At 67.9% G+C, this 13,402-nt stretch carries 8 protein-coding genes; 6 read left to right on the forward strand and 2 right to left on the reverse strand.

Features of this window, described 5'->3' with window-relative positions; translation table 11 throughout:
• The first annotated feature begins 212 nt into the window (after window positions 1–212).
• The 3 genes from AC36XV_RS01010 to AC36XV_RS01020 all read left to right on the forward strand — a co-directional run bounded on the left by AC36XV_RS01010 (window position 213) and on the right by AC36XV_RS01020 (window position 2,672).
• Window positions 213–1,565, forward strand: coding sequence for a lysophospholipid acyltransferase family protein (locus tag AC36XV_RS01010; protein ID WP_492201822.1), 1,353 nt, complete (start codon window positions 213–215; stop codon window positions 1,563–1,565).
• Between the two features lie 102 nt (window positions 1,566–1,667).
• Entirely contained in the window at window positions 1,668–2,117 is a 450-nt protein-coding gene (locus AC36XV_RS01015; RefSeq protein WP_492201823.1) for a YybH family protein, read from the forward strand.
• 18 nt (window positions 2,118–2,135) lie between these two features.
• Window positions 2,136–2,672, forward strand: coding sequence for a DUF6265 family protein (locus tag AC36XV_RS01020; protein WP_492201824.1), 537 nt, complete (start codon window positions 2,136–2,138; stop codon window positions 2,670–2,672).
• 9 nt (window positions 2,673–2,681) lie between these two features.
• Here AC36XV_RS01020 and AC36XV_RS01025 read toward each other — a convergent pair whose 3' ends face one another.
• Together AC36XV_RS01025 and AC36XV_RS01030 are read right to left on the reverse strand one after the other, a co-directional pair.
• Window positions 2,682–4,280, reverse strand: coding sequence for a cryptochrome/photolyase family protein (locus AC36XV_RS01025; protein WP_492201825.1), 1,599 nt, complete (start codon window positions 4,278–4,280; stop codon window positions 2,682–2,684).
• A gap of 85 nt (window positions 4,281–4,365) precedes the next feature.
• Window positions 4,366–6,786, reverse strand: a complete 2,421-nt coding sequence (locus AC36XV_RS01030; RefSeq protein WP_492201826.1) for an ABC transporter permease — start codon at window positions 6,784–6,786, stop codon at window positions 4,366–4,368.
• Between the two features lie 152 nt (window positions 6,787–6,938).
• Here AC36XV_RS01030 and AC36XV_RS01035 point away from each other — a divergent pair, with 152 nt between their 5' ends.
• The 3 genes from AC36XV_RS01035 to AC36XV_RS01045 form a co-directional block, all read left to right on the forward strand.
• Window positions 6,939–9,293, forward strand: coding sequence for a tetratricopeptide repeat protein (locus AC36XV_RS01035; protein ID WP_492201827.1), 2,355 nt, complete (start codon window positions 6,939–6,941; stop codon window positions 9,291–9,293).
• Window positions 9,294–9,412: 119 nt separating this feature from the next.
• Entirely contained in the window at window positions 9,413–10,753 is a 1,341-nt protein-coding gene (locus AC36XV_RS01040; RefSeq protein ID WP_492201828.1) for a 6-bladed beta-propeller, read from the forward strand.
• Window positions 10,754–10,959: 206 nt separating this feature from the next.
• On the forward strand, window positions 10,960–13,402 hold a 2,443-nt coding region (locus AC36XV_RS01045), incomplete at its 3' end, for a SusC/RagA family TonB-linked outer membrane protein (protein WP_492201829.1).

Raw genomic sequence — 13,402 nt, forward strand, 5'->3', positions numbered from 1 at the left:
CAAGAATCAAGCAGGGTTGCGGGTTCGGGCGCATCGTGTATGGTAAGGATGTCCGATCGCGAGTTTAGCGGAAGCGGTCGACCGGCAGCGGATTTGATCGCAGCTTGAAGGCGCGCCGGTTCCGGAGGGACGAACCTTCTAAAGCGCGGAGAGGGCCTGTCGCCGACGTATCGGCAGGCCCTCTTTTTTCATCGAGGGTGTAGATTGTTCCCATGAACCATCGCTCCCGGGCGTGGCTCCTTCCCGCCCTCGCGCCCCTGTGCCGGGCGGCCGTCCACCTGTTCTACCGGTTCAGCACCGAAGGCCGTCCTCCTGCCACCGGTCCGGTCCTGTTCGTGGCCAATCACCCCAACTCGCTGGTGGACGCGATCGCGGTGGCCGCCACCGTGCGCAGACCGGTCCGCTTTCTCGCCAAGGCCACCCTGTTCGAGGAGCCGCTGATCGGAAAGCTGGTCCGGGCGGGCGGGGCGATTCCCGTGTACCGTCGGCAGGATGACCCGGAGCTGACGGATCGGAACCCCCGGGTGTTCGAGGCCGTGCACGAGGCGCTCGAGAACGGGGACGCCGTGGGCATCTTCCCCGAAGGCCTGAGTCACTCGGAACCTTCTCTGGCGCGGCTCCGAACCGGGGCGGCGCGCATCAGTCTGGGAGCGGCCCAACGGCGCGACCTGCGGTTTCCGATCGTGCCCGTCGGCATCGTCGCTCGGCAGAAGCAGACGTTCCGCTCTCGGTGCATCACGCTCGTTGGCCGCCCCGTCTCGTGGGAGGATCTCGCCGGCCGACCCGAATCCGACGTCGAGGCGGTGAGAGAGCTCACCGGCCGGATCGAGGCGGGTCTTCGTGCGGTCACCGTGAACCTGGAGAGGGTGGAAGACCGGCAGGTCCTCGAATGCGCGGAGGCCATCTACGCGGCCGAGCAGGGGCTCGACACGTCGCCGCAGGTCCGGGCGCGACGGCTCCGAGAGGCCTCCGAAACCCTCAGCAGGCTTCGGGAAGCCGATCCACGCCGGGTCGAGCGGCTGTTCGAGGACGTGCGGCAGTTCGCCTGGACTCTGGACGTGCATGGCGTTCGCGCCCAGGATCTGGACCGGACCGTCCCCCTGCGGTCGACGGTGGGGTGGACCCTCCGCGTCTTCGGGCTGCTGGTCGTCGGTGGACCGGTATCGGCGGCGGGCCACGTCGTGTTCTTCCTGCCCTACCGGGTCACGGACTGGCTCTCGACGCGGCCGGGCATCCCGGTCGAGCGGCAGTCCACATGGAAGCTGCTCGGCGGCGGTGCCCTGTACGTTCTCTGGATTGTGGCGCTCTCCGGGGCTGCGGCCTGGTGGCTCGGGCCGGTGTGGGGGATCGCGGCGGCGGTCCTTCTGCCGGCGCTGGCCATCGTAACGCAGGTGGTGCGAGATCGCTGGAACAAGTCCCTCTCGCTGGCGAGACGGTACCTCGCGCTGCGGAGAAAGGGGGCCGTGCGTGAGCACCTCCTCGACGAGCGGGGTCGACTGGCTCATGCGCTCGACGCGCTCCGCAGCTCCGTGTCCGACGAGGCCCGCCCTGTGACCGGCCCGTGAATACGAATACCGCCGCGGTCGCTCCGGCTTGACAGGGCCGGAGGTTTGATCATTCTACCCCTGTCCCGAGGTTTCCCATCCACATCCGATGGAGTTACGACGATGCGCAAAGCGGCAACGATGCTCGTCCTGGCCCTTTTCCTGGCGCCGGGAGCTGTTTTCGCCCAGCAGGATGCCCACGCGAAAGCGGCGCTCAAGGAGATGACCCCGACCTTCCAGACGGTCTTCAACGCGGGCGACGCCGCCGGTGTGGCCGCCCTTTACGCTCAGGATGGGGTCCTCCATCCGCCCAACTCGGCGCCCGTGCAGGGCAGGGACAACATCCAGGCCTTCTGGGCGGCGGCCCTCGAATCGGGGAACACCGCCGAACTCACGACCGACCACGTGTGGGGGATGGGAGATGCGGCGGCAGAAACAGGGATGTATGTGATCACAGGTGCCGACGGTTCTCACCTCGATCACGGCCACTACTCGCTCGTCTACACGATGGAAAACGGGAAGTGGAAGATCGCCAGCGACATGTGGAACAGCGACATGGCGCCGTCCATGTGACCGGCTGACCTTGAAGCCATGACCGGAGCCAGGATACGCGTCAAACTGCTGATCGTCGCCGCGATCCTCTGTGCCGCGCCCGTGCTGTGGCTGCGCCGGGGCGATCGACCGGAGAAGAATTCGGGAGACGATGAGGGCGTGGAGGCCGGGGCCAGCCCCGTCGACGCGCTGGACTGGCTGGCCGGTTGCTGGACCCACGACGAACCGGAGTACCGCCGGGAGGAGCAGTGGATGCGTCCTGCCGGCGGTACGCTCGTCGGGATGAGTCGCAGCGTCGCGGAAGGACGGACCGTCGAGTACGAGTATCTGCGGATCGAGGTGCGGGACGGAAGCCTCGTCTACGTCGCCGCCCCCTCCGGACAGGCGGAGGCCGTCTTCACGCTCGAGGAGCTGACCGACCGTTCCGTGAGCTTCACCGCTCCGGAGCATGACTTCCCGCAGCGAATCGTGTACGAGCGGATGTCTCCCCGATCGGTCCTGGCGTGGATCGAGGGAGAGGTGGACGGCGTGGCCCGGGTGGTCGAGTTCCCGATGGTCGCCGCGCGCTGTCCGTAGGGGCCCGAGCTACCCTTCCTCGGCTGCCGATCCGTCCGGTCGGAGTCTTTCGCCCCGATCCAGACTCCCGCGGGTCCTCTCGAACACCTCACCGTCCCGCGCTCTCCGTTCCGGATCCCGCTTGCGCATGGACGCGAGGGGAAGTCGCATTCTGGGATTTCCTTTCAGCTCCTCTTCATGTCGTTCCAGGAAGGCCCAGTACAGGGCGGTCAGGGGGCAGTTCTTCTTCGGATCGAAGGCGCAGGAATCACAGTAGTCGCTCATCCGCCGGATGTAGGCGGCTCCCGATACGTACGGCTTCGTGGTCATCAGGTCCCCGGCGGCAAAGGTGCCCATGCCGAGCACGTTGGGTTCGACGACCCAGTCGAAGGCATCCGTGTACATGGCCCAGAACCAGTCGGTGAGCTCTCTCGGGGACACGTCGAGCAACGTGGCGATGTTCGACAGGACCATCAGGCGGGTGATGTGGTGGGAGTAGCCGGTCCGGAGCACGGACTCCACCACGGTGTCCAGGCAGCGCAGTCCCGAGGAAGCGTTCCAGTATGCCTCCGGGAGCGGGTTCGTCGACCCGAGAGCGGAGAGCGTCGGGACGTGACGAAACCCGTCCGTCCGCTCGTGCACGTGACGCATGAACTCCCGCCACCCGATCACCTGCCGGATGAATCCCTCCTTGCCGGCCAGCGGGATGTCGAGCTCGGCGACTTCCCGGATGACCCTCGCCGGAAGCAACCGGTGCACGTGCAGCAGGAAGGAGATCCGCGTGTGGAACAGTCCGTCCGACCGCTCGGACATCGCGTCCTCGAACGGACCGAAATGGGGCAGGCACTCGTCCTTCGCCCATGACCACACGCGCTCGGCGTCTTCTCGCGTGGCCGTGAGAGCCTCCGGGACGAGGGCGCCCGGGTGGTCGGCGTACTCCGACTCCACCAGGTCGAGCACCTCTTCCTTGATCAAGTCGAGCGGGAGGGCGGGCGGCGCAGGAGCGGGCGGGTCACCCGGCCACGGCGATCGGTTGTGAGCGTCGAAGCTGTACTTGCCCCCTACCGGACGTCCCGATTCCATCAACCAGCCCGACTCGCGTCGGACGTGGCGGTAGAACGCGTCCATTCTCCACGGGGGCTCCTCCGCCTGACTGGCCTCGAACTGCTCGGTCGTGGTGAGCCAGCCTTCGTGGGGCGCCACCTCGATTCTGCCATCGGCCACCAGCCCTTCGAGGTCCTCGCGGAGCTCCCGCTCCGCCGCTCGCATCATGGTCAGTCCGCCCAGCTCCGAGGCCAGTGGGCCGAGCGCCTCGGAGTACGGTCCCCGGGAGACGACGTGCTTCACCGCCACGCCTCGTTCAGCCTGTTCGAGCGCGAAATGCCTCAGGTTGGCGAGGATCAGGGCCAGCTTCTGCTTGTGATAGGGTCGGCGGGCGGCCTTCCACGGGCTCTCGACCAGCACGATCCCGGTCTTCGCCGGGTCCATTCGCGAGAGCGGCCCGATCCGGTCCGTCGTCTGGTCGTACGGGATGAACACCCACCGGCGGTCGGCCGGATCCGGGTTCCTCTCCTCGAGTTCCGTCCGGAAAGCGCCCCGGACCTTCGACCGGCTGTCGTGAGCGGGCATCAATCCTTCGACGTCGACGGGTTTGCGGCCGGCATCAGACTCCGGTCCGCCTCCTCAAGCGGGAGGCGGACGGTGTCCAAAGAGGCTACTCGTACCGGATCGCGCGCAAGGGATCGACGCGCGCCGCCCGCAACGCCGGAACGGTCGACGCCAGCGCGGCCGTCGCGAGGAGACACGACAGGGCGAGGCCCCAAACGGACAGGCTGAGCGGGCTCACGCCGTACAGCATCCCCTCGAGCAGACGCGTGAGGAGCACACCGGCCGCGGCTCCGATCGCCAGTCCGATCCCGGCCAGACCGAGGGCGTCGCGCAGAACGAGCCGAAGCGTCTGCGCGCGCGTCGAGCCGAGGGCGGAGCGGATCCCGATCTCTCGCGTGCGCTGGGCCACCGCGTAGCTGATCACCCCGTACAGGCCGGTGAGCGTGAGTCCCAGCGCCACGGCCGCGAAGCCGCCCAGCAGGATCATGAAGAAGCGCTGCCGCCGCACCGAATCGGAGATCACTGCGTCCATCGAGCGCACGTTCGTCACCGCCACGTCCGGATCGACCGTGCGAAGGGCATCGACGATCGCGCCGGTCCTGGCCTCGGGCGATCCTTCGACTCGCACCACCAGCGGGATCCGGGTGTCGCGACGGCCGCTTCCGATCAGATTCCAGTAGACCTGGGGGTGGGGGTCGTCGATCGGGCCGAAGTTCCTCGTGTCCGTCACCACGCCGATGATCTCGGCGAAGGTGGTGTCGGACGTGTGGAACCGGGCTCCGAGAGCGCTGCCGTCGGGAAAGTCGCGCTCCACGAGGGCCTGGTTCACCACCACGAGGGTGGGAAGTCCGTCTCCCTCCGCCTCACGCTCCGTGAAGAGGCGTCCTTCCAGAAGACGGATGCCCAGCGCGCCGAAGTAGCTCGGCGAAACCACCCGGCTCTCCGTGAGCGGGAGCTGGGTGTCGTCTCCGACCACCCCCTCGTAGCGGAGGTTGAAGTTGTTTCCCCAGCCCATATAGGGAATCAGCGTCGTAGTCCCGGCCTCCCGGATCCCGGGAGTGCTGCGGAGGGCCGCCAGGGCCGGCAGCACGAAACCCTCGTCGACGCTCACCTCCCGGTAGCGGGCCGGGGAGACGTTCACCTCCATGGTGAGCATCGATTCCGTCTCGAAACCGGGACTCCGTTCGAGTACCCCGAGAAAGGCGCTGATCAGCAGACCGGCGCCGATCAGGAGGACGGCCGACGCGGCCAGCTCGGCCACCACGATGCCCTTGAGAAAACGGTTCTGCGACCGCGAGACGCCGCTGCGCGCGCTGCCGGTACGGAGCGCGTTCGCCGGATCGGCCCCGGAGATCCGCCATCCGGGAAGCGCCCCGGCCAGCAGCGAGACGACGGCGGTGGCCCCGATGGCGAACAGGAACACCCGTAGATCGAGGCCGAGCCCCTGCAGCTGCGGGTAGAGCTGGGCCCCCAGCCTGCCGATCAGCTGGACTCCGATCCACGCGACGAGGAGGGCGAACGCGACACCGGCGACGGCCAGCACGGTGCTCTCGAGGAGGACCGTGCGCACGATCGACCCACGGGTGGCTCCGAGGGCCGTTCGCAGGGCCACCTCGTGGCTCCGCTGGGCGCCACGGGCCAGCAGGAGCGAAGCGACGTTAGCCGTGGCGATGAGCAGCACCAGGCCGACGGCTCCGAGCAGCATCAGCAACGGGCCCCGGATCGGTCCCGCGGACTCCTCGCGCATGGAGCCGACGCGAACCGATTCGCCCCTGATGGTGGGGTAGATCTCCGCGAGAGCATCGTGGAGGCCGGCGAGCTCGGTCTGTGCTTCCGCGACGGTCCGGCCATCGGCGAGCCGCCCGACCAGGAGCAGGTAGTTGCTGCGCCTCACCTCCGCCTGCTCCGGGCTGAATCGAAGCGGCAGCCATACGTCGCTCTCGATGTAGCGAGTGCGATGAGGGATGCGGAACCCCGGAGGCAGGACGCCGACCACCGTCCGCGTCTCGCCGTCGAGATCGATCGACTGCCCGACGATCGACGGATCGCCCCCGAAGCGTGTCCGGAACAGCTCCGCGCCGAGGACGGCCACCGCCGGGGCGTCCGGCCGCTCGTCGTCGGCCTGCAGCAGCCGTCCGTGCAGCGGATCGACGCCCAGGGTGGCGAACAGGTCCGGGCTCAGCGCTCGCGCCCCGACCTGGTAGGTGCGCTCGGATCTCTTGAGCAGGGCGGTGCCGTAGCTGACGGCGCCGAGCGATTCCAGGGTCTCCGTCTGCTCCCGGAGGTCCAGGAAATTGCCGGGCGCGAACGGACCGTTCCGGAAGTGCGGCGTGGTCCGGAAGACGGACACCAGGCGATCCGGCTCGCGGAACGGCATGCCGTCGAGCAGGGCGGCGCTCACGGCGCTGAACACCGCCGTCGTGGCGCCCAGCCCGAGGGCGAGGCTCACCACGGCGGCTCCACTCACCACTGGCGTGCGGGACAGGGAATGGACGGCGATGCGCGCCTGGCGGATCAGGTCGGTCATGAGAACTCCTCGTCGGACTGCCGTGAGCGTGGCCGACCGGTTGGACGGTGCGTGCCGAGAGGAGGTTGGCAGGCGCCTGCCGGGCGCCGGATCGGTCACATCCGCCTGCAGCACCCTTTCCCTCGGGCTCAACAGCGGCGATCTTCGGACGAATGTCCGAGACTCCTCGCTATCAGAGACTGTTCGCAGAACTGAAGCGCCGCCGCGTGTTCAAGGTCGCGGCCGTGTACGGCGCGGTGGCTTTCGTGGTGCTCCAGGTCGCCGACATCCTGGTGCCGGCTTTGGCGCTTCCGGAGTCGGTGACCCGGGCGATCGCGCTCCTCCTCATTCTGGCGTTCCCCATCGCGCTCGTCCTGGCGTGGGCGTTCGAGCTCACGCCGGAGGGGATGAAGCGGACGGAAGCGCCGGAGCCCGAGGAGATCGACGCGATCGTCGCCCAGCCACGCTCGAGACGGTGGCCGAGCGGGATCCTGGCCCTGGTCGGGATCAGCGCGCTCGTCGTCGGCGCCTTCTTCGTCCTCCGGCCGGAGGTCACCTTCCGGGGGCCTCGGGCCGTAGAGGCCGGCGAGGCCGGGCCGGCCGTCGCGGTGCTCCCGTTCGCGGTCAGCGGCCCGGAGTCCGAGTTCTGGCGGGAAGGGATGGCGAATACGCTGGCCACCAACCTGAACGGCCTGGCCGGCCTCCGGACGATCTCGAGCCGCACGGTGCTCGCCCGGTGGGACGCGGAAGTGGGCGCGAATGCGGAGCCCGATCTCGCTACGGCGCTGGATGTGGCCCGCCAGTCGGGTGCGCGCTACGCCGTGATCGGGGACCTGGTGACGGCCGGGGACCGCACGCAGGCGTCGGCCGACGTGTACGAGGTGGAGACGGGTCAGCGTCTCGGGCAGGCGCGAGAGGTCGGGTCCGTGCAGGGGGACAGCGCCTTCGCCCTGATCGACCGTTTCACGGTGGCCATCGCGGGAGTGACGCCGACGCCCGACGATGCCGAGACGAGCCGCGTGGACCTCGCGCGCCTGACCACGACCTCGGTGGACGCGCTCAAGGCTTATCTGGAGGGCGAGGCCCATTACCGCCGATCGGAATTCGTCGAAGCGATCGAGGCGTATCAACGCGCCATCGGAATCGATTCCACCTTCGCCATGGCGCATTACAGGGTCTCGAAGGCGTACGGGTGGGAGAGGGGCAGTGGCGGTACGGGCGGTCACCATCGGACTGCCCTGCGTCTGGCGGACCGACTTCCGGAGCGCGAGCGGCTCCTCGTGGAGGGGAACGTCGCGTTCCTGCGTGGGGACGTGCATGAAGCGCTCGAGATCCTGGGAGAGGCGACCCGGAAGTATCCGGACGACGTCGAGGCGTGGTACGGGCTCGGAGACACCTACTACCACCTCGGGTATCAGGCGCTCGCGGATGCCCCGGCCGAGACGGAGCGGGCGTTCGGACGGGCCATCGAGCTCGATCCCACCCTGAGTCCGACGCACATTCACCTGATCGAGAACGCCTTCGCCCTCGGCGACAGCGCCCTGGTGCGCCGGCGGATCGATGCCTTTCGCGCGATCTCTCCGTCGAGCCCCACCCTGCGATCGAACGAGCTGGCCTTCGACCTCGCGTTCGGGGACGAAGCCGCCCGGGAGTCGGCCCTCGCAGTGCTGGACACGGCCTCCTTCCGCGACCGCAACGCGCTCGCCACGGTCACGGCGGACCTGAGGAACCCGTCCATGCAGGCGATCCGGGCCGAGGCGATCCGCCGCCTGCTGAAGGGGGGGCTGGACGAGGACTCCGAGTTCAGCCTTCTGATCGCGAGCCAGAGCATCGCGATGAACCGGGGTCGCTGGGACGACTTCTGGCAGGTATTCGAGGACGAGACAGTGGCGTTCACCCGTCCGTTCCAGGTCTACCTGGCCCACGTGTCGGGTCTTCCGGTTCCCGAACCGGTCATGGCCTCCGAGCTCGCGCTGACGCCCGCGGACACGGCGCTGCAGGGCCCCTTCGTGCTGCCCAGGATCTTCCTGGCGGCGGAGCGGGGGCAGGAGGAGGATGTTCTGGCCGTCACACGGAGGTGGCGCGATCAGGCCGATTTCCTCGAAGCCTCCGGAGACTCGGCGACCGCCCGGTTCGTGCGCCGGGCATCGGAGATGGCGGAGGCCCGGGCGCAGTGGGCGACGGGGGATCCGGCGGGCGCGCTCGCGCGCATCGAGCCCCTGCAGCAGGAGGCGACCGGGTGGCAGTTCATGAACCCGCTCAACCAGCTCCTTCGGAAATGGGCCGCCGACCTCAACCTGGAGCTGGGCGATGAAGAGGCGGCCGAGGTCTACCTCCGCTCCCTGATCGACCGGCCGATCGCCGTACTCGAGCTGGCGCGCCTGAGGGACGAGGCCGGGGACCTCGACGAGGCGGCCTCGCTGTACGCCCGCCTGATCGACTTCTGGCAGGATGCGGACCCGGAGCTCCAGCCGCAGGTGGAGGAAGCGCGGAACCGTCTTCAGGAGATCCTGCAGCAGCGCGGCTGACCGGCAGACCGCGCGCCAACGCTCCGGCCACCGAGCGTGTCTAAGGGGCGACGAAGCTTCATGGGCGGTCACTCTCGAGCCGGGCCGCCCTCCCGGGATTCGATCCGCCGGAGGCCTTGATGCCAGGACTCGCCGTACCGCCGTCACGTTGCGCGTCGCGCTCCGTATGGCTCACCCGTCTCACTCCGATCCTGCTGCTGGCGTCGGCGCTCTCCGTGTCGTGCGGGGGCGCGTCGGACGACGCCGCGTCCGCCGAGCGCTGGCAGGCGGCTGTCGACACGGTCGGCGACACGATCGTGGTGACGACGATCGGGGGACAGGTGTGGGATTCGGATCGGGAGTTGGTCTCCGACCTCAGCATCGGCGTGCTGGAAGGGGAGCCCGAGTACCAGTTCGGGAGCGTACGTGCCTTCGACGTGGACGCCGAGGGGCGAATCTACCTGTTCGACTCACACGTTCCGGTCCTCCGCGTGTACGGCCGGGACGGGAAGTGGCTGCGGGACATCGGCCGGGAAGGGGAGGGACCGGGCGAGTACAAACAGCCGGATTCCGGCCTCGCGATCCTGCCCGATGGACGCGTGGCGCTTCGAGACCCGGGGACCGGACGCATCACGCTCTACTCACCGGACGGCGAGTACGTCGGCTTCTACCGGATCGCGGGCAGCTTCAACACGAGCAACCCGATGGTTGCCGAGACGTCCGGCATCGTGTCGACGCCCACGGTCGTCAACCTCGGGGTCTCGGTGTTCGAGTGGAAATCCGGCCTGGCCCGCTACCACCCGGACGGCACGGTCGATACGGTCCTCACCCCCGACCTCGGCTACGAGTCGGCGCAGATCTCGGCGCAGAAGGAGGGGAGCACCAGCATCAACCACGTGCCGTTCAGTCCGCAGCAGGTCGAGGTCTACAGCCCCGAGGGCTACTTCATCGTCGGGATCAACGAGGAGTACTCCTTCGACCTCCTGCGGCCCGAGGGCGTCCTGCGGATCGCCCGAGAATCCTGGGACGCCGTGCCGGTCGATCCGGCCGAGGCGGACGCCGAGCGCGAGGCGGCCACCGACAACTTCCGCCGGAGCTATCCGGGCTGGAAGTGGAACGGCCCTCCGATTCCCGGTCACAAGCCGGCCTACTGGCAGTTCCACGCAGCCGACGATGGCCGCATCTGGGTGCAGGTGCCGTCTCCATCCCGCCGGTACATGGACCCCGCCGAGCAGAAGGCCGAGGAGGAGCGCCTCAACCGCGCCGTCGTCCCATTTCGCGAGCCGGTGCGCTTCGACGTGTTCGAGCCGACCGGCGAATACCTGGGCCGCGTGTCGGCCCCCGAGGGCTTTTCCCCCCGCTGGCCTCCCCCCGTCTTCCGGGGCGACACGGTGTGGGCGATCGTCCGCGACGAGTACGACGTGCAGCGTCTGAACCGCTTCCACCTCGAGCCGATTTCGACGGACGCGCGCGCGCCGTAGCGCCCCGGAGCCCCCCAACTTCCGCGGGCACATCTCTTGCCCATAGTATATCCATTCGGACGTCGTAAAATACTGTAAGAAGCAGAGTTACATCGACTCATGCCGAGCATGATCTTGACAGTCTTGCTCAAGTGCGGACAGTTTGTCTCAGGGCGCGATCGTGTCCGGGCGGCACCGCATGATTTCTCACCCGCGGAGGCAGTCACATGAATCCGAAGAACGTTCGACACTGGCTGATGGCGCTCGTCGCTACGGTGGCGCTCGCCGGTCAGCTGCACGCGCAGGGGACCGGCACGGTCCGTGGCCGGGTCACGGACGCGGGCTTCGCGGCTCCGCTGGCCGACGTCACGGTCACCGTGGCGGGTCAGTCGGTCCTGAGCGGCTCCGGCGGCTTCTTCCTGATCCAGAACGTGCCGGCGGGCATCCATCAGCTGGAAGCGACGCTGATCGGGTACCGGCCGTTCACGACGCAGATCACGGTCGCGGCCGGCGCCGAAACCGAGGTGCCCGTGCAGATGTACGTGGCGCCCATGGAAATGGACCCGATCATCGCCATCGGCTACGGTGAGACGGAGACGAAGGACCTCACCGGGGTCGTGACGGAAGTCCCGACTGAGGCCTTCAACACCGGCCGCGTGGTGAGTGCCGAGGAGCTGATCCGGGGTAAGGTGGCCGGCGTCGAGGTCACCGAGGCCAACGGCGGCGAGCCGGGCGGCGGCATCTCGATGCGGATCCGGGGCGGAACCTCGGTCAATGCGAGCAACGAGCCGCTGTACGTGATCGACGGCGTGCCGATCCCGGTCGGCGGCGGTCTTTCCTCCGGGCGGAACCCGCTTAACTTCCTGAATCCCGATGACATCGAGTCCTTCACGGTCCTGAAGGACGCCTCGGCGACCGCGATCTACGGGTCGCAGGGAGCGAACGGCGTGGTGCTCATCACCACGAAGTCGGGCAAGGGCTCCGCGGGACAGACGCAGGTGACCTTCACCGGGAACTTCTCCGGGTCGAACGTCTCGGGTCGTCCGGACCTCCTGACCACCCAGCAGTTCCGCGACGTGGTCGCGGCGCAGGCACCGCAGCAGCTGATCTACCTCGGCACGGCCGACACGAACTGGCGCGATGCCGTGTACCAGAACGCCTTCGGAGGCGAGGGGACGCTGGCCGTGGCGGGCGGGGCCGAGAAGCTGAGCTTCCGGGTCGCGCTCGGCTACCTGAACCAGCAGGGCGTGATCAAGGCCTCCGAGACGCAGCGCGTGTCGCTGAACCTGGCCTACAACCAGCTCCTGTTCAACGACCGGCTCAGCCTGCAGGCGTCCGTCCTGGGCTCGAGAAACGACGATCAGTTCACGCCGGGGCTCGTCGTGGGGGCTGCCAACAACTTCGCACCCACGCAGCCCGTGTACGATTCGGCGAGCCCGTACGCCGGGTTCTTCGAGTGGGACGATCCGCTCGCCGGAGTGAACCCGCTGGGCGAGCTGGAGACGGTGGTGGATGAAGGCACCACCTACCGCAGCATCGGAAACGTGACGGCCGAGTACGCGCTCCCGTGGCTGGATGGCCTGTCGCTCACCGGCCGCGCCGGATACGACGCCACCAACTCCGAGAGGCGCACGTTCGCCCCGTCCATCAACAAGAATCAGGTGAACCGGGGCCTCAACGGTACGGTCAGCCGTTCGACCCCGAACCAGTTCGGATACTCGCTCGACACGTACCTCACCTACAACACGAACTGGGACGCGAACTCGCTGAACGTCACCGGTGGGTACGCCTATTACCACCTGGACGGCCAGTATCCGTCGTTCTACGCGCAGCAGCTGAGCACGGACCTCCTCGGCGTGGATGGCATTCCCTCCGCGGAGCTCGAGCGCACCTTCCTGACCACGGACGAGAGCGCGGTCGCCTCCTGGTTCCTGCGCGGCAACTACAGCTACAAGGACAAGTACCTGCTCACGGCCACCTTCCGAACGGACGGCTCTTCGAAGTTCGGCGATGGCAACAAGTGGGGTAACTTCCCCTCCGCCGCCGTGGCGTGGCGGATGTCGGAAGAGTCGTTCATGGACGGGGCCGACTGGCTCTCGAACTTGAAGCTCCGCGTGTCGTGGGGCATCAACGGGAACCAGGCCTTCCCGAACTACCAGCAGTACAAGGACTACGTGTTCGGCGACCCGCTCGTTCGGTACCAGTTCGGAGACGGGTTCGTGAGCACGGTCCGGCCGAGCGCCGCGGATCCGAACATCAAGTGGGAGACGACGGAATCCTGGAACCTCGGCTTCGATTACGGCATCAATCAGGACCGGTTCTGGGGGTCGTTCGAGTTCTACACCAAGAACACCGACGACCTGATCTTCGACGTGTACGTGGCCGGTGGATCGAACCTCTCCAACGTGGTGACGACGAACATCGGCACGATGAACAACAAGGGCTTCGAGTTCACCCTGAACGCCGGGCTGATCGAGGGCCGCGGTGACGGCTTCACGTGGGACGGCAACTTCAACGTTTCCTACAACGTGAACGAGCTCACGGCCATCAACCCGAACGCATCCACGGCCGAGCAGATCCTGGCCGGCCCGACGATCTCGGGCGGCGTCGGGAGCACCGTGCAGGTGCTGGCTCCCGGGGAGGCGATCAACACCTTCCTGCTGTACCGGC

This window comes from Candidatus Benthicola sp. (assembly GCF_058719085.1).

Excerpts from the sequence above, each read along its gene's own strand:
- AC36XV_RS01015 (WP_492201823.1), top strand. The coding sequence starts at position 1,668 with ATGCGCAAAGCGGCAACGATGCTCGTCCTGGCCCTTTTCCTGGCGCCG.
- AC36XV_RS01025 (WP_492201825.1), bottom strand. The coding sequence starts at position 4,280 with ATGCCCGCTCACGACAGCCGGTCGAAGGTCCGGGGCGCTTTCCGGACG.
- AC36XV_RS01020 (WP_492201824.1), top strand. The coding sequence starts at position 2,136 with ATGACCGGAGCCAGGATACGCGTCAAACTGCTGATCGTCGCCGCGATC.
- AC36XV_RS01035 (WP_492201827.1), top strand. The coding sequence starts at position 6,939 with ATGTCCGAGACTCCTCGCTATCAGAGACTGTTCGCAGAACTGAAGCGC.
- AC36XV_RS01010 (WP_492201822.1), top strand. The coding sequence starts at position 213 with ATGAACCATCGCTCCCGGGCGTGGCTCCTTCCCGCCCTCGCGCCCCTG.
- AC36XV_RS01030 (WP_492201826.1), bottom strand. The coding sequence starts at position 6,786 with ATGACCGACCTGATCCGCCAGGCGCGCATCGCCGTCCATTCCCTGTCC.
- AC36XV_RS01040 (WP_492201828.1), top strand. The coding sequence starts at position 9,413 with ATGCCAGGACTCGCCGTACCGCCGTCACGTTGCGCGTCGCGCTCCGTA.